Origin of the sequence: Dokdonia sp. R86516 (assembly GCF_044596715.1) — a bacterium.
Taxonomy (GTDB): domain Bacteria; phylum Bacteroidota; class Bacteroidia; order Flavobacteriales; family Flavobacteriaceae; genus Dokdonia.
On record NZ_CP138998.1, the window covers coordinates 1,564,325 to 1,584,135 of the forward strand.

General features: G+C 38.1%; 20 protein-coding genes. 4 read left to right on the forward strand and 16 right to left on the reverse strand.

Features of this window, described 5'->3' with window-relative positions:
* Positions 1–76: 76 nt before the first annotated feature.
* Both SJY23_RS07130 and mnmD read left to right on the forward strand, forming a co-directional pair.
* The gene (locus SJY23_RS07130; RefSeq protein WP_396597997.1) at positions 77–601 is read left to right on the forward strand and encodes a DUF4920 domain-containing protein; all 525 of its coding nucleotides are present in this window, start codon (positions 77–79) and stop codon (positions 599–601) included.
* A gap of 73 nt (positions 602–674) precedes the next feature.
* Entirely contained in the window at positions 675–1,358 is a 684-nt protein-coding gene (gene mnmD / locus SJY23_RS07135) for a tRNA (5-methylaminomethyl-2-thiouridine)(34)-methyltransferase MnmD (RefSeq protein ID WP_396597998.1), read from the forward strand.
* Here the strand turns inward: mnmD and SJY23_RS07140 are convergent.
* From SJY23_RS07140 to SJY23_RS07165, 6 genes are all read right to left on the reverse strand, one after another.
* On the reverse strand, positions 1,348–1,725 hold the full coding sequence (locus SJY23_RS07140) for a DUF2809 domain-containing protein (RefSeq protein ID WP_396597999.1): 378 nt from the start codon (positions 1,723–1,725) through the stop codon (positions 1,348–1,350). The genes mnmD and SJY23_RS07140 overlap by 11 nt on opposite strands.
* Complete coding sequence (locus SJY23_RS07145) at positions 1,722–1,961, reverse strand: hypothetical protein (RefSeq protein WP_396598000.1); 240 nt, start codon at positions 1,959–1,961, stop codon at positions 1,722–1,724. The genes SJY23_RS07140 and SJY23_RS07145 overlap by 4 nt, the downstream gene beginning before the upstream one ends.
* Positions 1,962–2,112: 151 nt before the next feature.
* Positions 2,113–3,030 (reverse strand): glutaminase, encoded by a 918-nt coding sequence (locus tag SJY23_RS07150; RefSeq protein WP_396598001.1) that lies wholly within the window; start codon positions 3,028–3,030, stop codon positions 2,113–2,115.
* Positions 3,031–3,033: 3 nt separating this feature from the next.
* Positions 3,034–3,519 (reverse strand): hypothetical protein, encoded by a 486-nt coding sequence (locus tag SJY23_RS07155; RefSeq protein WP_396598002.1) that lies wholly within the window; start codon positions 3,517–3,519, stop codon positions 3,034–3,036.
* Positions 3,519–5,330: a sodium:solute symporter family protein gene (locus tag SJY23_RS07160; RefSeq protein ID WP_396598003.1), complete on the reverse strand. Its 1,812-nt coding sequence runs from the start codon at positions 5,328–5,330 to the stop codon at positions 3,519–3,521. Before SJY23_RS07160 ends, SJY23_RS07155 begins: the two co-directional genes overlap by 1 nt.
* 62 nt (positions 5,331–5,392) lie before the next feature.
* Positions 5,393–6,373 (reverse strand): transglutaminase domain-containing protein, encoded by a 981-nt coding sequence (locus SJY23_RS07165; protein WP_396598004.1) that lies wholly within the window; start codon positions 6,371–6,373, stop codon positions 5,393–5,395.
* 37 nt (positions 6,374–6,410) lie between these two features.
* On the opposite strand from SJY23_RS07165, the gene SJY23_RS07170 reads away from it, so the two are divergent.
* Positions 6,411–6,572, forward strand: coding sequence for a DUF1801 domain-containing protein (locus SJY23_RS07170; protein ID WP_396598005.1), 162 nt, complete (start codon positions 6,411–6,413; stop codon positions 6,570–6,572).
* Positions 6,557–6,754: a DUF1801 domain-containing protein gene (locus SJY23_RS07175; protein WP_396598006.1), complete on the forward strand. Its 198-nt coding sequence runs from the start codon at positions 6,557–6,559 to the stop codon at positions 6,752–6,754. The genes SJY23_RS07170 and SJY23_RS07175 overlap by 16 nt, the downstream gene beginning before the upstream one ends.
* 17 nt (positions 6,755–6,771) lie before the next feature.
* Here the strand turns inward: SJY23_RS07175 and SJY23_RS07180 are convergent, their stop codons facing one another.
* The 10 genes from SJY23_RS07180 to SJY23_RS07225 all read right to left on the reverse strand — a co-directional run bounded on the left by SJY23_RS07180 (position 6,772) and on the right by SJY23_RS07225 (position 19,773).
* Complete coding sequence (locus tag SJY23_RS07180) at positions 6,772–7,401, reverse strand: response regulator (protein WP_396598007.1); 630 nt, start codon at positions 7,399–7,401, stop codon at positions 6,772–6,774.
* Entirely contained in the window at positions 7,398–8,183 is a 786-nt protein-coding gene (locus SJY23_RS07185) for a sensor histidine kinase (RefSeq protein WP_396598008.1), read from the reverse strand. Before SJY23_RS07185 ends, SJY23_RS07180 begins: the two co-directional genes overlap by 4 nt.
* A 133-nt stretch (positions 8,184–8,316) precedes the next feature.
* Positions 8,317–8,841, reverse strand: coding sequence for a hypothetical protein (locus SJY23_RS07190; RefSeq protein WP_396598009.1), 525 nt, complete (start codon positions 8,839–8,841; stop codon positions 8,317–8,319).
* 406 nt (positions 8,842–9,247) lie between these two features.
* Positions 9,248–9,901 carry a hypothetical protein gene (locus tag SJY23_RS07195; RefSeq protein WP_396598010.1) on the reverse strand — a complete coding sequence of 218 codons (654 nt, stop codon included), beginning with the start codon at positions 9,899–9,901 and terminating at the stop codon, positions 9,248–9,250.
* Positions 9,902–9,937: 36 nt separating this feature from the next.
* Complete coding sequence (locus SJY23_RS07200; RefSeq protein ID WP_396598011.1) at positions 9,938–10,147, reverse strand: hypothetical protein; 210 nt, start codon at positions 10,145–10,147, stop codon at positions 9,938–9,940.
* A 454-nt stretch (positions 10,148–10,601) separates the two neighbouring features.
* Entirely contained in the window at positions 10,602–11,261 is a 660-nt protein-coding gene (locus SJY23_RS07205) for a hypothetical protein (RefSeq protein ID WP_396598012.1), read from the reverse strand.
* A 1,631-nt stretch (positions 11,262–12,892) separates the two neighbouring features.
* Positions 12,893–14,335 (reverse strand): asparagine--tRNA ligase, encoded by a 1,443-nt coding sequence (gene asnS, locus SJY23_RS07210; protein WP_339849334.1) that lies wholly within the window; start codon positions 14,333–14,335, stop codon positions 12,893–12,895.
* Between the two features lie 177 nt (positions 14,336–14,512).
* Positions 14,513–15,058: a pyridoxamine 5'-phosphate oxidase family protein gene (locus tag SJY23_RS07215; RefSeq protein WP_396598013.1), complete on the reverse strand. Its 546-nt coding sequence runs from the start codon at positions 15,056–15,058 to the stop codon at positions 14,513–14,515.
* Positions 15,059–15,093: 35 nt separating this feature from the next.
* Positions 15,094–17,502, reverse strand: a complete 2,409-nt coding sequence (locus tag SJY23_RS07220; protein ID WP_396598014.1) for an RND family transporter — start codon at positions 17,500–17,502, stop codon at positions 15,094–15,096.
* A gap of 150 nt (positions 17,503–17,652) precedes the next feature.
* Positions 17,653–19,773, reverse strand: coding sequence for a DUF5686 family protein (locus SJY23_RS07225; protein WP_396598015.1), 2,121 nt, complete (start codon positions 19,771–19,773; stop codon positions 17,653–17,655).
* Between the last annotated feature and the right edge of the window lie 38 nt (positions 19,774–19,811).

Sequence of the window (19,811 nt, forward strand, 5' to 3'; positions counted from 1 at the left end):
CAAATTTAATGATTTGTCATCCTTGTCGAGTGATTTTTGCATAATTTTACGATGTTCAACTAAAAACCAATCTATTATGAAAATATATGCAACGATATTCTTAATTTTCTTGACAATACTAAGTTGTAAAGAAGTTAACAATGAGGGTGATAACGCTTTCGCGAAAGCGGAAACTGAAAATAAAGAAGCTCAACAGGCGTATGCAAGCTACGGAGAAAAGATATCTGCAGCAGATGCAATGACTAAAATCGAGATCTCAGAAAAATATGCAGCTCTTGCCGAAGGTGATACGGCTATCGTAAAATTTGAAGCACCTATTAATGATGTTTGCGCTTCAAAAGGTTGCTGGATGCGCTTAGATATAGCAGATGAGGAACAAGTGTTTGTAAAGTTTAAAGATTACGGATTCTTTGTGCCTACAGATACTAAAGATGGAAATGCCGTTGTAGAAGGAAAAGCTTACCTAGAGGAAGTATCTGTAGATGAGTTACGTCACATGGCAGAAGATGCTGGGAAGTCTAAAGAAGAGATTGCTGCAATCACAAAACCTGAGCGCGAGTTACGCTTTATGGCAGATGGTGTATTAATTAAAGCAGACTAAGTCACACATTATAAAATTATTAAAAAAGGGTAGGCATATGCTTACCCTTTTTTACTAGTATTACCTAACAGAAATGAAGAGAGAAATTATAACTACAGGAGACGGCTCAAAGACGATACATATTGCAGAGTGGGATGAGCAGTATCATTCTAAACATGGAGCGATACAAGAAGCACGTCATGTGTTTTTAATGACTGGAGTAGAACACTATGTTACACAACATCGAGATCAAAAAGAAATTGCAATACTAGAAATGGGATTTGGTACAGGACTCAATGCCTTGCTTACCTATTTTGAGGCACAAAAGCATCAAGTCTCTTTTAACTACGTGGGAGCAGAAGCCTATCCCGTTACATCAGAGGAAGCTTCAGCAATGGATTATGCTAGTCAGCTAGAGGAAGAGGATGCTACAGAGGTTTACAACGAGATGCACGACGCTGCTTGGGAAAAGGAAATTAGAATAAGTGACCATTTTATGCTTACAAAACGCAAGCAGCGTTTTGAAGATATTACGGATAACAAGGTTTTTGATTTGATCTATTTCGATGCCTTTGGACCAAGAGTTCAGCCTACATTATGGACCGAAGAGATCTTTGCAAAAATGTTTAAAGCACTAAAACCAAATGGTGTTTTGACAACTTATTGTGCTCAAGGAGCTGCAAGGAGAGCAATGCAAGCTGTAGGTTTTCTAGTAGAGCGACTGCCAGGACCTCCGGGCAAACGCGAGATGTTAAGAGCTACAAAGCTTACTCTCTAAGTTTTTCTATAATTATAATAAAGAGATATCCACCTACATAAGCGAGCATATCCCACCAAGAGAAAGAAGTGCCTAGAATAATGCGCGCGAGTTTATTATCTGCTAGGCCTGTGTAGTTTATAAAGGAAATTGCTTGTAGGCCTTCTACTATAAAAGCAAATAGTAATACCGCCAGCGCCGTAATGTTTTTGCTTTTAAAACTTCTCGGAATATTAAACAACCCCATTATAAGCACATAGATTAAGACTACAACGATACTGTCGCCTAAGTAAGGTCTTATGAAATTGTCGTGTACATAAATGGCAATAAATATTTCCATTGCTAGTAGGACTAAGAATGCGATGATGTATTTAGCGGAAATTTTCATTTGGACTTGAGAATGTATACAACAACTCGCCCTAGAGATATCATAATAGTAATAATTCCTGCATATACTAATCCAGATATTACCGAAAATGTTCTGCCTGTGTCAGAAACAAATTTTTGCATTGCTTCAGATTGTTGTGGAGTAATTTCATTGCCGCTAAAAAACCCGTCACTATTGATATCAAATTTTTGCAAGGCTAGCTGTAGGGAGATGTCTTGATATAAAGCGGTACCCACCACAATAAAATAAACGCATAAAAAAATTATAGAATTTATAAATAACCATTTACGACTCGCAAGTAATTTCTTTTTGTAAAACCATAAAACTACTATGAGTAAAATAGTTACTAGTAATGCGATAATGAGATGTGTGGAAGGTTGTATTGTTTTAAAAAACCGTATCCTGAGTCTCGTCTGTAAAATACTCTAGAAATTTCATCCCACGGTAAGAGTTACCGTGTTTATTGAGTTTTGGACTCCACACAGCAATGGAGAAGGAGTTAGGCAAAATGGCAACCATGCCACCACCCACACCACTCTTGCCTGGAAGACCCACACGGAAGGCAAACTCACCAGCCTCATCATAAAAGCCGCAGGTTTGCATAATGGCGTTTATGCGTTTTGTCTGAGCGGGTTTTACAACTTTCATATCTGTTTGAATCTGCTTGCCTTGATTTGCTAGAAATCCAAAGGTATAAGCCAGTTGCTCGCACGTCATCTCTATGGAGCAGAGGTGAAAGTATAAATCTGTTACTTGATTACATGTGTTATGAATGTTTTTAAAGGACTTTATGAAATTTGCTAGTGCATAATTTCGATAGCCGGTTGCTTGCTCTGAGGCGGCGATATCGGTAGCGTATTGTAAATCTTTAATTCCTGATACTTCTCGCACGTAATCTAATAAAGCCGTTTTCGGATCATCAAAGAGGTCACAAATAATATCACACATTACAATTGCCCCAGCATTAATAAGAGGATTTCTCGGGATTCCGTTCTCACTCTCCAGTTGTACCAGCGAATTAAAAGCAGTTCCAGAAGGTTCAAAATCCATGCGCTCCCAAAGTTTATCATCTATTTTTGAAAGTACTAGGCTTAGGGATAATACCTTAGCGATACTTTGTATAGAAAACTTTTTTGAGAAATCACCACAAGTAAACCGTTCTCCGCTTTTTGTAATGAGACATACGCCAAATTGATCTGAATCTACTGTAGATAGCTCAGGAATATAGCTAGCAACGGCTCCTTTATTTTCCATTTTCAACACCTTTTTATAGGTGTTGTCTAGTATGTTTTGGCAATCTATCATTCCCTAATTATTCTGCAATGTTAGTGTCTCAACAAGTCGAACGCCTGTTGCTGTTTTTTCAAATAGAAACGACGTACTTCCTCCTTGATAAAAGGTAGGATACTTTGCGGTACGTTTACGTTTTCGCGAAAGCATTTCTATGACAAACATATCATTCTCGGTCTCAGAAACATAAAGCTGGTAGCGTGATCTTCTTTTATCTCGTACTTTTTTAAAAGCAGGAATCTCAATTGGTTGATATAAATCACCAAAGAAGTTCTCAAAATCCTTATCTGCAAAACGAGTGTCCATACCATCTAGCCAGAATGCATAAGCTTGATTTGTAAAACTTACGGTCCCTGCCGATGCTGCAATTGCAGTGGCTCCCGTCTGTTTAAATTCAGGCGTTTTTTTAATTAAATCGACAGCTTTTTGATATGTCTCTGTAGTTTCTTGTGCTTGAAGCCCTAAGCTCAAACACAAAATGGTGATAAATATTGATAGTCTCATTATAGTACTTTTCCTTTTATTTTTTTCCAAACACTGAGTAGTAATCCTGCAGATACAACGCAAATGCTCAATCCAATAAGTGCATTAGTCAGTTGGCCATAAATGAAGTAACCAGTGGTAAATAACGTTCCGTAAATTAATACACATCCCAGCAGCATTGCGACAATACCCATAGGTACACTCCACTTTTCTGTAGTTTTTATGATGTTTACTTGTTCTTGGTCTGCTTTTATTATAATTTTTTTCCATCCTGGGCCTCCAGGTTGAGTTTTTTTATAGAACGCATAAAGTGTTTCTTTAGTTTCTGGTTGTGTGAGATAAGTAACAATAAGCCAAATAAGCGTTGAACTAAAAACCACAAAAGGAAACTTGGCATACGCTGGTAACATCCCACTAGCTCCAAAGAGTGTTTCACCTAGTGAAGTAAATTCTATGAGGATAGAAATTATACCAGAGGCAAGCATAGCGCTTATCTCTGTCCACGCATTAATGCGCCACCAGAACCATCTTAGTATAAATATGAGTCCTGTACCAGCACCAAACATCAGTATGATATTAAAGAGTTGTATTGCATTTGTAAGTGCCAAGGCAATGAGTGCGCTTATCACCATTAGAATTACCGTGGTAATACGACCTACAGCTACGAGCTCTTTCTCGGTGGCGTCAGGTTTAATTTGTTGTGCATAAACATCATTAACCACGTAAGATGCTCCCCAGTTGAGGTGCGTACTTATGGTACTCATATATGCGGCAGATAGTGATGCGAGCACGAGACCTAACAAACCGCTAGGTAACATGGTAAGCATTGCAGAGTATGCTAGATCTTGTCCTAGTTTATCTTCAGATATATTTGGGAAAGCCTCTTGAATACTTGCGAGGTCTGGAAAGATAATAAGAGAAGCAAGTGCAACCAGAATCCACGGCCATGGGCGTAATGCGTAGTGCATGATGTTATAGAAAAAGGTTGCTCCTATGGCGTGGTTTTCATCCTTGGCAGCAAGCATACGTTGCGCTACATATCCACCACCTCCAGGCTCAGAACCTGGATACCAAGAACTCCACCATTGTACCGCTAGCGGGATGATGAGAAGTGTAATAAGCATCTCTGTATCGTTAAAATCTGGAAGGAGATTGATTTTATCTTTTACATTTTCATGAGAAATTAATGCTTCTAGTCCGCCTATTTCGGGCATACCTACGATGTAATATGCAGCACCAAATGCTCCTGCCATTGCAACAAAGAATAATATAAAATCTGTATAAACCACTCCTTTAAAGCCGCCTATGGCACTAAAGACAACGGTAATCACTCCAGCAACTATCACCGTTGTTACTGGGTCGAGACCTAGCATCACTTCGCCTATTTTTATGGCAGCTAGTGTAACACCCGCCATAGCCAGTACGTTAAAAACAATACCTAAATAAATCGCTCTGAATCCTCGTAAAAAACGAGCAGGAGCACCACCATAACGCAGCTCATAGAACTCAATATCTGTTTTTACCTCAGACTTACGCCATAGTTTTGCATAGACAAATACCGTCAGTAATCCAGTAACGAGAAATGCCCACCATACCCAATTACCTGAGACACCGTTAGTACGCACAATATCTGTAACCAGATTAGGCGTGTCTGTGGAAAAGGTAGTAGCGACCATAGAAAGCCCTAAAAGCCACCACGGCATATTACGACCCGATAGAAAGTATTGTGTAGTGTTTTTTCCTGCGCTTTTGCCTACGTAAAAACCTACGCCTAAAATAATTACAAAAAGAGCAATAATAATGGCAATATCTAAGCCAGATAAGTCAATCATAAAAAAGAAGAATGTATGGTGAATCAGAGTAGGAAGATAATGATTTAAAATAGCATCTATATTTATTGAGATGCCCTTTCTAATTTAAAATTTACAATTGCTTTGTTATCAGTAAAGAGTGTAAGAAAAGGTTGGCTGGGATTTTTGACTTTAACTTTTGCTACCAATTTGTTGTTTTTTCTGTGGATAAAAAGCTTTTTAGCAAATTTAAACGATGCATTTTGGTAATAAATTTCCTTTCCTTTTGGGAGCTTATCAAAATAAATCAGATAAGTGTCATTTTTATATTCTGTTAAAATACCTTCGTGATCATCAGCTAGATGAATATCTGATGAGCTGTAGTAGGTGTAAAATACTGGTTTTGAGAAAAATGTTTTTTTTGATATTGGTTTTTCGAGTAATTGCCAGGTTGGATTTCCAGGGTAGTGGTGCTGAATAAAAACCTCTGGTGGAGCTTTATAGAATTTATTTGAAAAATTGAATTCCCATTTTGTTTTATACTCTACTTCATAGCCAGCTCCCCAGGTAGTATCTACCAAGTGCCACTCCTCATCCAAGTATACAGCGTTCCATAAATGATCTTTCATGCCGGGATCTGCCCCAATAAAATTTGGGTTTAGTTTTGTATAACCTCGGATTTTTTTAGCGGGAATTTCTAATTTTTCGCAAAGCGCAACAAATAATGATGCATAATCACCGCAAATTCCTTTTTTGCTTTCTAGAGTTTTATTGATTCGTTGCCTCTCTAAGTTTCTCAATTGTCTCGCTTGTTCTTTTGACGAACGATATATCATTAATGGAGGAGATCTAAAGCTGTAATACCTGCTCAAATCGTAGGCAATATTCTTACTAATCCAAGTGTAGACAGCTCTTGCTTGTAGTTCTTTGGAGTTAAAGTCATTGTGGATTCTATAAGTAATGTCTTCAATGGTATTTAGTGTTTTTGGATAAGTGCTAACCTGCTGTTCTAGTTCTTCAATTGTCTGACTGTTTGCAAGGAGTGAGAAAAAAAGAAATGCGATTGCTAAATGTTTTATTTTCAAGATCTTTAGTTTTAAAAACTAAATATAAAACAAAACAATGAACCCAGCCGAAGAATACATCCTCGCTAAACCAGAGCCTTGGCGTTCTATGCTTATGGAGCTACAAGCTGTAATTAAGCATACCGTTCCTGACGTAGAGGAAAGTTATAAATGGCATTTGCCATTTTATAGCTTAAAGGTAAGATGTTCTGCTTTTTAAATTTTAGAAAGACATTTGTAGATGTCGGCTTTCCTAAGGGGATACTCATACGGGGCTTTGATGATGTATTAATCGCTGGAGAAGGCCGCAAGCAATTACGCTCGCTTAGATATCATGCTCCAGAGGAGATTGATGTGCGTAAGCTAGAGGAAGTACTCAAAGCAGTGGCTAGTTTAACTTAATCTATATTTTTACCTTATTAGGGTCTAAATAGCCCATTTTTAAGTGCATAAATCACTAAGCCAGTCCTGTTTTTTAAGTTGAGTTTTGAGAATACGCTATCACGATATCCTTGTACAGTTTTTGGACTTAAAAACATAACGTCTGCAATCTCGTTATAGGTCATCTCTGTACAGGCGTGTTTTATAAATTCGATCTCTCGATCTCGCAATGCATCTTTATTGTTACCATTTAGACTTTTTACAAGGAGCTGGCTCACCGTATTTGTGTGATAATAACCGTTTACTGCAAGTTCGTTGAGAGCATTTTCAAGTGTCTTTTTTTCTGTGTCTTTAAGTAAATATCCTTTTGCGCCTGCGCGTATCATTTGTAAGATAGTGTGGTCATCCTCTTCTACAGAGAGCGCGAGTATGAGAATAGTAGGGTAGAGGTCTTTTACCTGTGTGGTAGCTTCTATACCATCCATTATAGGCATGTTTACATCCATCAAGATGATGTCTGGGCGCTTGTTTTCAAAACGAAGATTATCCAGAAGTTCTTGACCATTTTTACAAGTGTAGAGTACTTTAAAATTTTCAAAAGAATTCACTAGGCCGCTTATTGCCTGGCTTAATAAGGTGTGGTCATCTACAATAACGATAGTTTTCATTGTGGTTGTGGTTTGTAAGTAAGCGATAGCGTTGTGCCCTCGCCTACGTTTGATTTATAGTCTATTGTTGCGCCTATAAGTTTTGTACGGGTTTCAATATTTGTGAGCCCTATGCCGTTTTTTGATCTTGCTTGATCGTAGTTAAAGCCTACACCATTATCTTTTATAGTGACATGCAGTGTATCAGATTTATAGAGTAGGTTAACGTCAAGGTTAGTTGCTTTGGAGTGCTTGATGGTGTTTGTAAAAAACTCTTGTAAGATTCTAAAGATGATGGTCTCAATCTTTTTATCTATAGTAATAGGGGTTCCTGTAATTTTGAGAGATGGTTTTAGATACGCCATTCTGTTAAAGCGTTCTAACTCTAAGTTTAAAGCTTCTGGAAGGGACATATTTTTTAGTGCCTCTGGATTTATGAGCTTAGAGAGTGCTCTTATTTCTGTAAGTCCTTTGCCTATAGTAGCTGCTGCCTCGTCAAGATCTTGCTGACTACCACCACAATTTTGAGTTTGTATTTTGGCTAGCGTAAGTAGCTGCCCTATGTTATCATGGAGCTCCCAGCTTATATTGCGTAGTGTCTCTTCACGTATTTCTATCTGCGTCTCTGCAATTTCTTTTTCAAACTTTTTCTTTGTGTTCTCCTGTTCTAAGAGTAAGGTGTTCTTACGTTTCATAAATACAGAGAAGAGCACTACAACAACAACTAGAAGCAATAGTAATATGGTAATAGCCACTAGGACTATAAATAGTGTGCCATTATCTTGATTTTGGATAAGAAGCATAATTTGGATTGGAGTAATTATAATGAATGTTGAAGGTACTTATTTTGATATTGATTACCCATAGGGCATTTACCCCAAAGTCAAGGTTTAATGGTTTTAAGAATACGCTTTCACGAAAGCGTACTATAAACAACTACATTTCGTAAGCACTTACTTTCTTAGGGTCTGTCCATATAAATCCAAACACTAAAATAATATTAGTTACTACAAGAGAAAATGTCTGTACTGCTCGTAAGGTGCTTAATACCTCTCGTGAATACTGAAAATCTAGTTGGCCTACCACAAATGGAGCCAATGGGATAAAGGTGATTCCAAATAATAAGTACCCAGCAAACACAAAAAGTTCAAGTTGGTTTTTAAGCCTAAGCGGTGCATCGCTCTTAAGGCGATCTATGGCATAGTACATTAATAAAACGACTAATAAAATCATGGCAATATTAAAGATAATACTCATGTAGTGCGTGACCACAGGTACAGTAAAGGCTCTAATAATAATGGCTATAATCATCACTGTAGATAACCACTTTACAATGCGTTTTCGAGTCGTGTTTTCTATGTGATCATACACCATTTTATAAAACAAGATGTAAAACAAGAATGCATAAAGGTTATATGCCCAGTGATTATTGTGGTAGTAGTGTGAGTATATTTTAGCCATACTCTCAGTAATGACCGCAACCCAGAGAATATACAGTATGGTTTTTATAGGGAGCCGTTTGTACTTAGAAAAGTAGATAGTTGCCACAAGTGCCACTATAATTTCTGAGATATACATTAGAGTACTCAAGTAGGGGTTTCTTTAAGTTAGTGCTGTAAGGTAATAAATTATAAAGAGTGAACTTGTAAAATATTATACTCCTGGTGTGCTGTGTTACGCTTTCGCGAAAGCGTACTCGACACTAAAATTTTATATCAAAATAAGAAAAACTGTATTTACGGCAATCGCGGCTTATTATCAAAACGATAATACAGCGCAATCGCACAAAACAAAGTCGCTACTAAAAATAGTAGAAACAAAATGGTCACGCAGACCAGCCATATGACAAGAACTTCTTCCTTAATCATTAGGTACGCCTTATTAAAGTTGCTGAATGTACTCCTCTATAAAAACCAAATGCAATCGTGCCATAACACGCAATTACTGCAATGAATTGAATAAGAAAAATTGCCTCATATAGAAAAATACTATCCGTAACAAGAAAGTATCTCGAAAACATTATAACGGGATATGAAATGTGGAATATCAAAAAACCAATACTCACCCACAAAAAGATATCTCTGCTATATGCTCCAATTTTATTACTTCTTAGTTGCTCTATTAGGTATAGCGTGAGTGCTATAATGATTAATATGGTAGATAACGTAAATGAGTATACAGGCCAGTCATTAAAAGGGTCTTGAGTAATCGCAGTAATAGTAAATGCGATAGCGCTTATTACGATTAATACATTTGCGATAGCGATGCGTATATGATGTGATAAATGCAATCTTGTGATTATTAATAAGCCTAAACAAACGATAACTTCGTAAAAATTATAAAGTATCTCAAACCTATAGGGTGCTAGTAGTATGTGACAAGCAAACTCATTAATGGCGATATACCATAACAGCGGTAGCATCCATTTTAATGGGGTTGACTTGTACTTTTTATAATATACAGTGGCAGAGATTGCGGCAGCAAACTCAAATAATAGCACTATGTATATTAGGTAGTCCACAAGGTGTACAGTGTGTTGTTTTTAAGTAAGACTGTTTTACTTGTCCATTTCTATCTTATTTCCATAATAGAAGCCAAAGGCAATAGTGAGGTATGATAAAATGGACACTGTAAATTGAATATAATTTAACGATCTATTTATTTTGTCTCCGTCACTTACAAACTCTCTTGCGAGTAAGATTACAGGGAATGAAATAAAAAATATTAGAAAACCGAGAGCAATCCATAGAAATAAATTTTTACTCATATTTAATACTTTGTCAGATTTTAATAACTCTATGAAATAGATTAATAATGAAATTAACACAGCAATTGTAAAAATGGTGAAAGTAGTTCTCGAGAATTGTTTAAGTGGGTTTGAAAAATAGATACTTATCAAAAAAGTGAGAAAACAAAAAGCAGAAAGTGCAAATACAATTTTCTTTCTCAATGAATCTGAAATTTGTGTGCCAATCAGATATACAAAACTTGCAGGTACTATAATGCGATACAAATTGTAAAGTAGGTATCCAGTTTCAGTTCTTGCAAATAAGTACTGACCTAATACCTCATTAATAGGTATGTACCACATTATAATTAGCAGCAATTTGAGTTTTGAATTCCGATACTTATAGAAATATATAGCCGCAAATATTGCTGCTATATATTCAGATGTTATTACTGCAATTTTGAATTCTTCATACATTTAAAACGGCTTAGTTTTATTGAAAATCATCTGGATCATTTTTTGGTGGTGGATTCCAAGGCAAACTATTCCCCGCTAAACTCTGTACGCCATTCTGTATGGGCATTGTCAAGTCTGCTCTATTAGATTTTTCAGATGGAATCTTAATAAGCTTCCCTACAGGTACAGCTGTACTTTTATTACCATTTGTTTTTATTGCAAAAGCTACATCATCTCTAATGTCTCCTTTTTGTCCTGCCTCCATTATAGGGTTTAAAAAAACGGTCGCCCTGCCATCATTTTTACCTTTCTTATACTGAGAAAAATAAATACGTAAGCCTGAGATTTTAGTATCATTTGCCAGTTTTGCTTGTTCCTCAATAAAAGCTAGGTATGCCTTAAGGTCTTTGTACTCCATAGATAATGAGCGAGTTGCTTGTATATAGCGATCATCTTCCGGCTTAATAGAGTCACCTTCTTTATCGATGTTTACTGATTTTTCTATAAGTGGTACTCTTTGGTTCCCAAACCTGTGGTACATATCTTCTGCTTCTTGCAATGAAATTATGGTGCTAGGTACAGCCAGAGGTTCTTCATCGTGGTCATCTGTGTGAGGCGTACCCTTGGTTTCACCGCCGCAGCTTAGCATTATGAATCCGCCCAATAAAAGGAAGGTTAGAAATTTACATGTTTTCATGTGTATTAGAATTTTGGTTAGTATTAATATAAATAAAACGTTAACCAAGCTAGGGAAATACAAGTATACTATGCCTACTACTCATGAGGTAGGGGTAAATGTCCCTTTATAGGAAGTGAGCATAGTTCGTTCAGGTCATGATTATTGAGTCATTTTGAAAATGAGACAGCCATAAAGCATCATCACTTGCCGTGATAACTTCATTACTGCAAACTAAAACGCATGATTGTAATTCATACAATATCAAATATATGAAGATGATTTTAAACAAACCGCCCTCATTTCGACCCACGGAGAAATCACATAATAGCGAGCAGGTTCAATTGAGAGAAGTTGAACCTGAACTTGAAACCCTCGTCATTTCGACCTTGTGGAGAAATCACATAACAGTGAGCAGGTTTAAATGAGAATTTCATTCCACTCCCCTCCTTCGAAGGAGGGCTAGGGAGGATGTTTCGCAAGAGTAAGCAAGAAAAGTCAAAACTGAAACTGAACTTGAAATTTGAACAAACACTCGTCATTTCGACCTTGTGTAGAAATCACATAACAGTGAGCGGGTTTAATTGAGCATTTCATTCAAGTCCCCTCCTTCGAAGGAGGGCTAGGGAGGATGTTTCGTGCGAGTGAGCAAGAAAAGTCAAAACTGAAACTGAACTTGAAATCGAAACCCTCGTCATTTCGACCTTGTGGAGAAATCACATAACAGTGAGCGCACCTGAGTAAGCAGAACCGAGTATGAACAATCAGTTTCTAAGCTTGTTTCTGAGATCTCTCCTAACGTCGAGATAACAAAAGCACAAATTGATGCTGTATTCCAGTCCCCTCCTTCGAAGGAGGGCTAGGGAGGATGTTTCACAAGAGTAAGCAGGCACGAGTAAGCACACCCGAGTAAGAACAAACAGTTTCTAAGCTTGATTCTGAGATCTCTCCTAACGTCGAGATGACAAAAGCACAAATTGATGCTGTATTCAAGTCCCCTCTTTGAAGGAGGGCTAGGGAGGATGTTCCAAAAGAGTAAGCAATAAAAGTCGAAACTGAAACTGAACTTGGAATCGAAACCCTCGTCATTTCGACCCTGTGGAGAAATCACATAACAGTGAGCGCACGTGAGTAAGCACACCTGAGTATGAACAATCAGTTTCTAAGCTTGTTTCTGAAATCTCTCCTAACGTCGAGATGACAAAAGCACAAATTGATGCTGTATTCCAGTCCCCTCCTTCGAAGGAGGGCTAGGGAGGATGTTTCACAAGAGTAAGCAGGCACGAGTAAGCACACTCCAGTGAGAACAGTTGGATTTGAGAATTCCAGTCCCCTCCTTAGAAGGAGGGCTAGGGAGGATGTTTCACAAGAGTAAGCAGGCACGAGTAAGCACACTCGAGTGAGAACAGTTGGATTTGAGAATTTAAGTCCCCTCCTTCGAAGGAGGGCTAGGGAGGATGTTTCGCAGGAGTAAGCACATCCGAGTAAGCAGGCAAGAGTAAGCACAGCCCTGTTTGAAATCTAAAGCTAGGGAGGATATTCCACAAGAGTGAGCATCCAATCCCCACAAAAAAAATCCAACATACCTAAGTACGTTGGATTTATAATAGTTGATATATTCAAATTTTCGCGAAAGCGAAAGAAAGTATATTCTAAAACTCCGCGTGACCAGGAAAACGTGGGTAAGGTATTACGTCACGTATGTTTGTCATTCCCGTTACAAATAGCACAAGGCGCTCAAAACCAAGACCAAAACCACTGTGCGTACACGTTCCAAACTTGCGAGTGTCTAGATACCAAGAAAGCTCCTCCTCAGAGATATCTAAGGCAGCCATTTTTTCTTTAAGAACATCTAGACGCTCCTCACGCTGTGATCCTCCTACCATCTCACCTATTCCAGGGAAAAGTACATCCATCGCACGTACGGTCTTACCATCTTCGTTAAGGCGCATATAAAATGCCTTTATGTTTGCTGGGTAATCAAATAAGATTACTGGGCAGTTAAAGTGCTTTTCTACAAGATAACGCTCATGCTCAGACTGTAAATCTGCTCCCCATTCATTAATTGGGTATTTGAATTTTTTCTTCTTGTTAGGCTTACTATTGCGCAGGATGTCAATTGCCTCCGTATAGCTTACACGCTTAAAGTTGTTGTCTACTATAAAGCTCAGCTTCTCGCGCAGTGGCATAGGCGCACGGTCTGCTTCTGGCTTGCTCTTATCTTCTTGAATTAATCTGTTTTCTAGAAACTCAAGATCATCTTGACAGTTTTCTAGTGCGTAGTTAATTACATACTTGATAAAATCTTCGGCAAGATCCATGTTGCCATCTAGATCACAAAAAGCCATCTCTGGTTCTACCATCCAGAACTCTGCAAGGTGACGAGAAGTGTTACTATTTTCTGCTCTAAAGGTTGGCCCAAAGGTATAAATCTTCCCAAGTCCTAATGCATATGTCTCTCCTTCTAGCTGTCCAGAAACCGTAAGGTTAGTCTCTTTTCCAAAGAAGTCTTTGCTGTAATCAATCTTTCCATCTTCTGTGCGTGGCGGATTTTCTGGATCCAGTGCGCTTACGCGAAACATCTCACCAGCTCCCTCTGCATCACTACCGGTAATGATAGGCGTGTGTGCATGGAAGTAGCCATTTTTATTAAAATACTCGTGTATGGCAAACGATAACTTTGAGCGTAAACGCATTACAGCGCCAAAGGTGTTAGTGCGAACTCTTAAGTGTGCCTGCTCACGTAGTTTTTCTAGTGTGTGACGCTTAGGAGAGAGTATTGTGTTTTTTAATTCTTGAGGATCTGCATCGCCCTCAATCTGGATATCTTTTACTTTTATTTCTATACGTTGCCCTCCACCTTGACTTTCTTCTAAAGTTCCTTTGATGGCAACGGCAGCACCTGTAGTGATACGCTTTAAAAGTGCTTCGTCTGTATTTTCAAAATCGACTACACACTGAAGGTTATTAATAGTAGAACCATCATTAAGTGCGATAAACTGGTTTCCGCGGAAGGATCTTACCCATCCTTTTACCGTAAATTCTTGATGAATTTTGTCACTTTCGAGTAGCGCTATAATAGGCGTATGTGTCATTGTATCTTATTTAAATGAATTCTCTAGATAGAGGGCAAATATAAAAGATTTTTGTGGTAGGGTAAGGGGTAAATGGACTGAAATATACGCTAAGGCGCATTACTCTTTATTGAGATTTACAGCAGTGCTCAAGATGAGGTGTAAAAAAGGTTTTCACGCTTTCGCGAAAGCGTACCCTTAAGGGTTTAAAAACTGCCCATTCCATGTTCCATCTTCGAGTGTAAAACTCGCTCTAATATGGTTAGGTCTCTTAAGCTGAAGAAACTCTAAATGTGTAGGTGCAATCTCAATAATAGTAAAATAATGCGTGTTCTCAAGGTAGTCTACCGCATCTGGGTTTGAAATCTCTGATCCAGGAGCATCAGTGGTAGTGTAATCTTTTTTTGATGAAGGCTGCACGCCGCTGTAATAGCGTTGCAGCTCTACGGGATCTGTAATGATAGACGCGTTTCCTGTAACTTTAATCTGCAGCAATTTTTTAGGATGGTAGAAGAGTAGGCTAGTAACGTCATTTTGGAGTAACTGAGCTATTTTATTGGATCTACTGTCAGTATAAATTCTCAGTTTAAAATCGTCTGTAACTTGTCTTAGTACAACAGTTCTTAGTGCAGGAACTCCAGAAGCATCTACCGTTCCCATAGTGGTGTACCTAAACGGGTGTCCCTTTTTGTTGACGCCAAGTTGTAACTCGTCTTGTGCTTTTTTAAAGTACTGATCTGTCATGCCTTTTTGTATAAAGATACAAAGGGAATGCCTAGTTACTCAAGCTCTTTATCAACAGTTTCTTCATCACCCTCACGTTCCACAATTTGTAGTGCAGGTTCTTTAAAGGTGTCTTTATTTGCAATCTCTTTTTCTAGGGATAACAACAGTGATGGTAGGAGTAAAAGGTTTGCTAGCATTGCAAAGAGAAGTGTTGCGCTTACAAGACCACCTAGTGCTACAGTTCCTCCAAAGCTACTAATCATGAACACAGAGAAGCCAAAGAATAATACAATTGAGGTGTAAAACATACTTACACCTGTCTCACGTAGCGAACCGTAAACAGACTTTTTGATCTTCCACTTATTGGCTTTGAGCTCTTGACGGTATTTGGCAAGAAAGTGAATTGTGTCATCTACAGAGATCCCAAAGGCAATACTAAAAACAAGTATTGTAGATGGCTTGATAGGGATGCCTATAAAGCCCATCATACCCGCCGTAACTAGTAGTGGTAATAAATTAGGGATGAGGGACACTATAATCATACGTAGTGACTTGAACATCCACGCCATGAATAGCGCGATGAGTAAGATGGCAAGTGATAGACTTATCACAAGGTTCATTACGAGGTAATCTGTTCCTTTTTGAAAAACGAGTGCAGTACCTGTCATGGTAACCTCATAGCGTTCTTCAGGGAAGAGCTTGTCTATTTTTAGTTGAATATTTTCTTCAGCACGTTCCATCTTGTCAGTACCTACATCTTTCATGAAGGTGGTGATTCTGGCATATTGACCCGTACTATCTACGTAGGCTCCCATGAGATTTTGATCATTATCAAAACTCTTTGCATACGGCAGTATAAAATTGCGCTCGTTGCTGGTAGGAAGTTGGTAGTATTTAGGATTTCCATTAAAGTAGGCTTGCTTTGCATACTTTACAAGATTTACTATAGATATAGGTGCAGAGAGTTCTGGTTGCTCCTCTATGGTAGCACTTAGCTCTTCCATGCGTTTAAGCGTGGCAAGCTTCATGACTCCTTGTTTTTTCTTAGTGTCAATCAGAATCTCAAGTGGCATAATACCATCAAATTCTTCCTCAAAAAACTTTATGTCTTTATAGAAGTCGGCTTTTTTAGGCATGTCTTCTATGAGCGAACCAGATATGCGTATTTGATAAATACCTATAATACTCAAAGCAAGTAATAATACACTAGAGGCATAAATTGCAGTGCGTCTAGTACGTACCATGCGCTCCATCCAGTTTACAAACCCTTCTATCCAAGTTTTACCTAGGTGTTTAAGGTGCTTCTCCTTAGGAGGAGACATATAACTGTAAATGATAGGAATGATAAGTAAGCTAAGTAAAAATATAGCGATGATATTGATACTTGCAACCACACCGAACTCGCTTAATAGCGAACTCTCAGTAAGAATGAAAGTAGCAAATCCAGAAGCTGTTGTAATGTTAGTCATTAAGGTTGCATTACCTACTTTGGTAATAACACGCTGTAACGCTTTTACTTGGTTACCGTGATTTTTATACTCTTGCTGGTATTTATTAATTAAGAAAATACAGTTAGGAATCCCAATCACAATAATAAGCGGTGGGATAATAGCTGTAAGTACTGTAATCTCGTATCCAAGTAATCCTAGAAATCCAAAAGCCCACATCACACCTATGATTACCGTAATCATGGAGATAAAGGTTGCTCTGTATGATCTAAAGAAAAAGAAAAATATAAAAGAAGTAACTAGTAATGCTGCACCTACAAAAATGCCTATCTCATCAATAATATTTTGAGCATTGAGCGTTCGTATGTATGGCATCCCACTGGTGCGCACATCGATGTCGTAATCTTTTTCAAAAGTCGCGATCGCTGGCATAAGATCATTTACAACAAAATCTAAACGCGCTGGAGTGTTGATTAAATCTTTCTTAAGGTATACCGCAGAGCGTACGGTACCTGTCTCTTTATTGTAAATCAGATTTTCATAAAATGGTAAATCGTCAAAGAGTAATTTTCTATAACTAGCAGCACTTTCGGCAGTGAGCGTACTATCTGTCATGAAGGGAACAAGATCAAATCGCTGCGGATTTTCTTGTTTGTCTAATATCTTGAGATCTTTAAGAGAAAGGGATAATGCAACAGCATCTGCCTTTGCAATCTTGGTAGATAAGTCATTCCAAGCGGTAAGTACATCAGGAGTAAAGAGACGTTCGTCTTGTATTCCTAACACAATGAGGTTCCCCTCCTCACCAAACTTATCTTTAAAATTCTGGTATTCTAGATTTACTTCATGGTCGTCAGGAAGTAAGTTTGCCTCTGTATAGGTAAAGCGCATATTGCGCCATTGGAAACCTAAGAAAATGGTGAAACCCACAATAAGAATGAGAATCAAAGGACGATTGCGTAGTATTAAACTCGCTACAGACTCCCAAAAACCTTTACTCAGAAATTTTGCCATTGACTTGTTTTAGCACCGCAAAGATATTCTTTTGGATGCAGATATGCGGGCAAATTGACAAAGGCTTGTAGGTGGTAGGGGTTACGCTTTCGCGAAAGCGTAAAAAATTAACCTAGGTTCAGTAAATCGAATGAGGTTACGATAGGTTTACTACAGTTTGAGATTAAATGTAAACTTAAACGCAATGTTATCTCCCCAGTTAGGTAAGTGATATGCGCCATAACGGTAGGTGAGACTCGTCCCAAAACCAAAAAGTAGCTTGTTGAGTTCAAAACCAGTTTCTGTATATCCTTTACTAAGCGAGCCAAACTCCCCGATGTCGAGGTGATCTTCTGGGTTACTTATATCTCCTATGGCAAAACGGCTTATAAAAACCAATTCTGGTTTAAAGCTCTTAGAGATATTAAATGGTGCCAGTCTATGTTTTACCTGAGCAGTAAGCAATTTGTCTGAAAAGAATTCTCCAAAAAACATAGTCTCAAAGCTGTTAACCCCAGCCACCGAAAACCGCTGAAGTATCGTTTCCTTAGTAGGTGCATTAGGAAAAGCGTGAAACAAGTGTGTAATAGGTAAATCTCCAAAACCAACGTTCCCTTCTACCAGAAACTCCGTAGCAGATTTGTTGAGTCTATCTACTCTGTAAAATACTTTGGCGGCAAGTTTTGTAAATTCGAGATCACCTCCTAGACCATCAATAGCCTGAGATACTTGGCCAGAGATTATAGGATACCCCTCGTAAACAGGAACAATATCATTATCTGTTTTTAAGTATTTATTAGACGGACTCCAGCGGAAAGAGGCAGTGACTTCAGAAATATCATAATTGCGTATGATGTTGCCATTGTTATTATAGCGATAAGGTGTTGTTTGATCTAGTCTTCTATGAGCAATCTGTAGTTCAGAAAGTAATTGTGGTGTTAATCTGTATTCAAGATTTAAACGAGTAGTGCGATGTTTGTAAAACTGTGTGATGTTTACAAGGCGTGGCTCAAAGAGTGAATACACACGGCGATCTGTCAAATATGCATAATTACCTACTTCTTCAAGATCACTGTTGTACGTTCCAGAAATCCATGCTCCCTTGTCTGGATCTAGGAGATAGCCAGCTCCTATACCATACTTGACATCTTGATCCTTAAATCCATATGCACCATAGCCCTCTATACGGAAACGCTTAGAGAAAGACTCATTAGTCACTCCACCAAGGCCAAGTCTCAAACCCTCATAATTATTGAATTTTACAGGATAGGTAAGGTCAAAATCGAAGGCGTCAAAACTAAAATAACCAATACTAAAATTATTAGTAGTCCCTAATCTACGTTCTATGTTTTCGGCATTTACAATGCGCTCTAGTTCTGAGAAACTGCGTTCATCTTTGCTAGATAGCGGGGTTGTACGATAGTTTTGCCAGAACGATTCTGGTTGCTCGCTTGCTCCTTCCTTAAAAGTAATAGCATACTTAGAATCTGGAATGGCAACATCGCCGTTTACATTATGATTACTCATTCTAGTAGTAGCTACAAGAAACTTACGAGTGACCATATCTTCTAGCACTTCGTTTTCTATAGTACCTATGGAGATGCGACCTTTAAAGAAAGACAGCTTGCGATCTTCACTTCCTTTATCTAGAAATAACTCTCGCTGCTGTGGTAAATAAATGTTTGCGTCTTCTATGTAGGTGTACTCTTGATTAAGAATAATGTTAAGCTTATCTGTAATACGCACTTGCACGCCTTTTATAGCGAGTGTGTTTTTATCTAAGGTCATTGTCCCAGTAAGCCCAGGAATTTTCTTAGGTTTTTTAGGGCTAAAACTTACTTGGTAATCTCCATTTACACCACTAGAAGTTATACTGTAGTTATAATTGCGCATGCCTCTTGTTGAGAGAATTCCCGCATATCGATTATTGAAAATTACAAAGTCATCATCATAAAATGATCTTGATTGTACGTTTACAGCAAACACCTCGTATCGCGGATTCTTAAAACCAGCAAGCTGATATCCAATAATATTCTCCGAAAACTGGTGATCCTCTGTAAATTGAAGTTGGCTTACTTTTTCAGAAAAGAAGTTGTGTGTGCTTCCATTGAGACTATCGGTAATAACCGTTTTCTCATAAACGTCATATGTGTATGAAGCGAGTACCTCTCGCGGGTCGTTCTTAGATTTATTTTCAATTGCTTGCGTAATAATGTCCAGTTCATCAGGCTCATTTTGAGCTACCGCATTAAAACTTAAGCATAAGAGTAAGACAATTATAAACGGACGCATAGGGTAGGTTGAAAGGTAAATGTATTAAAAAAGCGACC

What these genes read in the sequence shown, in the direction of transcription:
- SJY23_RS07155 (WP_396598002.1), bottom strand. Translation starts at nt 3,519, where the DNA reads ATGAGACTATCAATATTTATCACCATTTTGTGTTTGAGCTTAGGGCTT.
- SJY23_RS07150 (WP_396598001.1), bottom strand. Translation starts at nt 3,030, where the DNA reads ATGATAGATTGCCAAAACATACTAGACAACACCTATAAAAAGGTGTTG.
- SJY23_RS07180 (WP_396598007.1), bottom strand. Translation starts at nt 7,401, where the DNA reads ATGAAAACTATCGTTATTGTAGATGACCACACCTTATTAAGCCAGGCA.
- SJY23_RS07130 (WP_396597997.1), top strand. Translation starts at nt 77, where the DNA reads ATGAAAATATATGCAACGATATTCTTAATTTTCTTGACAATACTAAGT.
- SJY23_RS07200 (WP_396598011.1), bottom strand. Translation starts at nt 10,147, where the DNA reads ATGAGTAAAAATTTATTTCTATGGATTGCTCTCGGTTTTCTAATATTT.
- SJY23_RS07160 (WP_396598003.1), bottom strand. Translation starts at nt 5,330, where the DNA reads ATGATTGACTTATCTGGCTTAGATATTGCCATTATTATTGCTCTTTTT.
- SJY23_RS07190 (WP_396598009.1), bottom strand. Translation starts at nt 8,841, where the DNA reads ATGGCTAAAATATACTCACACTACTACCACAATAATCACTGGGCATAT.
- SJY23_RS07170 (WP_396598005.1), top strand. Translation starts at nt 6,411, where the DNA reads ATGAACCCAGCCGAAGAATACATCCTCGCTAAACCAGAGCCTTGGCGT.
- SJY23_RS07225 (WP_396598015.1), bottom strand. Translation starts at nt 19,773, where the DNA reads ATGCGTCCGTTTATAATTGTCTTACTCTTATGCTTAAGTTTTAATGCG.
- SJY23_RS07205 (WP_396598012.1), bottom strand. Translation starts at nt 11,261, where the DNA reads ATGAAAACATGTAAATTTCTAACCTTCCTTTTATTGGGCGGATTCATA.
- mnmD (WP_396597998.1), top strand. Translation starts at nt 675, where the DNA reads ATGAAGAGAGAAATTATAACTACAGGAGACGGCTCAAAGACGATACAT.
- SJY23_RS07185 (WP_396598008.1), bottom strand. Translation starts at nt 8,183, where the DNA reads ATGCTTCTTATCCAAAATCAAGATAATGGCACACTATTTATAGTCCTA.
- SJY23_RS07140 (WP_396597999.1), bottom strand. Translation starts at nt 1,725, where the DNA reads ATGAAAATTTCCGCTAAATACATCATCGCATTCTTAGTCCTACTAGCA.
- SJY23_RS07175 (WP_396598006.1), top strand. Translation starts at nt 6,557, where the DNA reads ATGTTCTGCTTTTTAAATTTTAGAAAGACATTTGTAGATGTCGGCTTT.
- asnS (WP_339849334.1), bottom strand. Translation starts at nt 14,335, where the DNA reads ATGACACATACGCCTATTATAGCGCTACTCGAAAGTGACAAAATTCAT.
- SJY23_RS07215 (WP_396598013.1), bottom strand. Translation starts at nt 15,058, where the DNA reads ATGACAGATCAGTACTTTAAAAAAGCACAAGACGAGTTACAACTTGGC.
- SJY23_RS07220 (WP_396598014.1), bottom strand. Translation starts at nt 17,502, where the DNA reads ATGGCAAAATTTCTGAGTAAAGGTTTTTGGGAGTCTGTAGCGAGTTTA.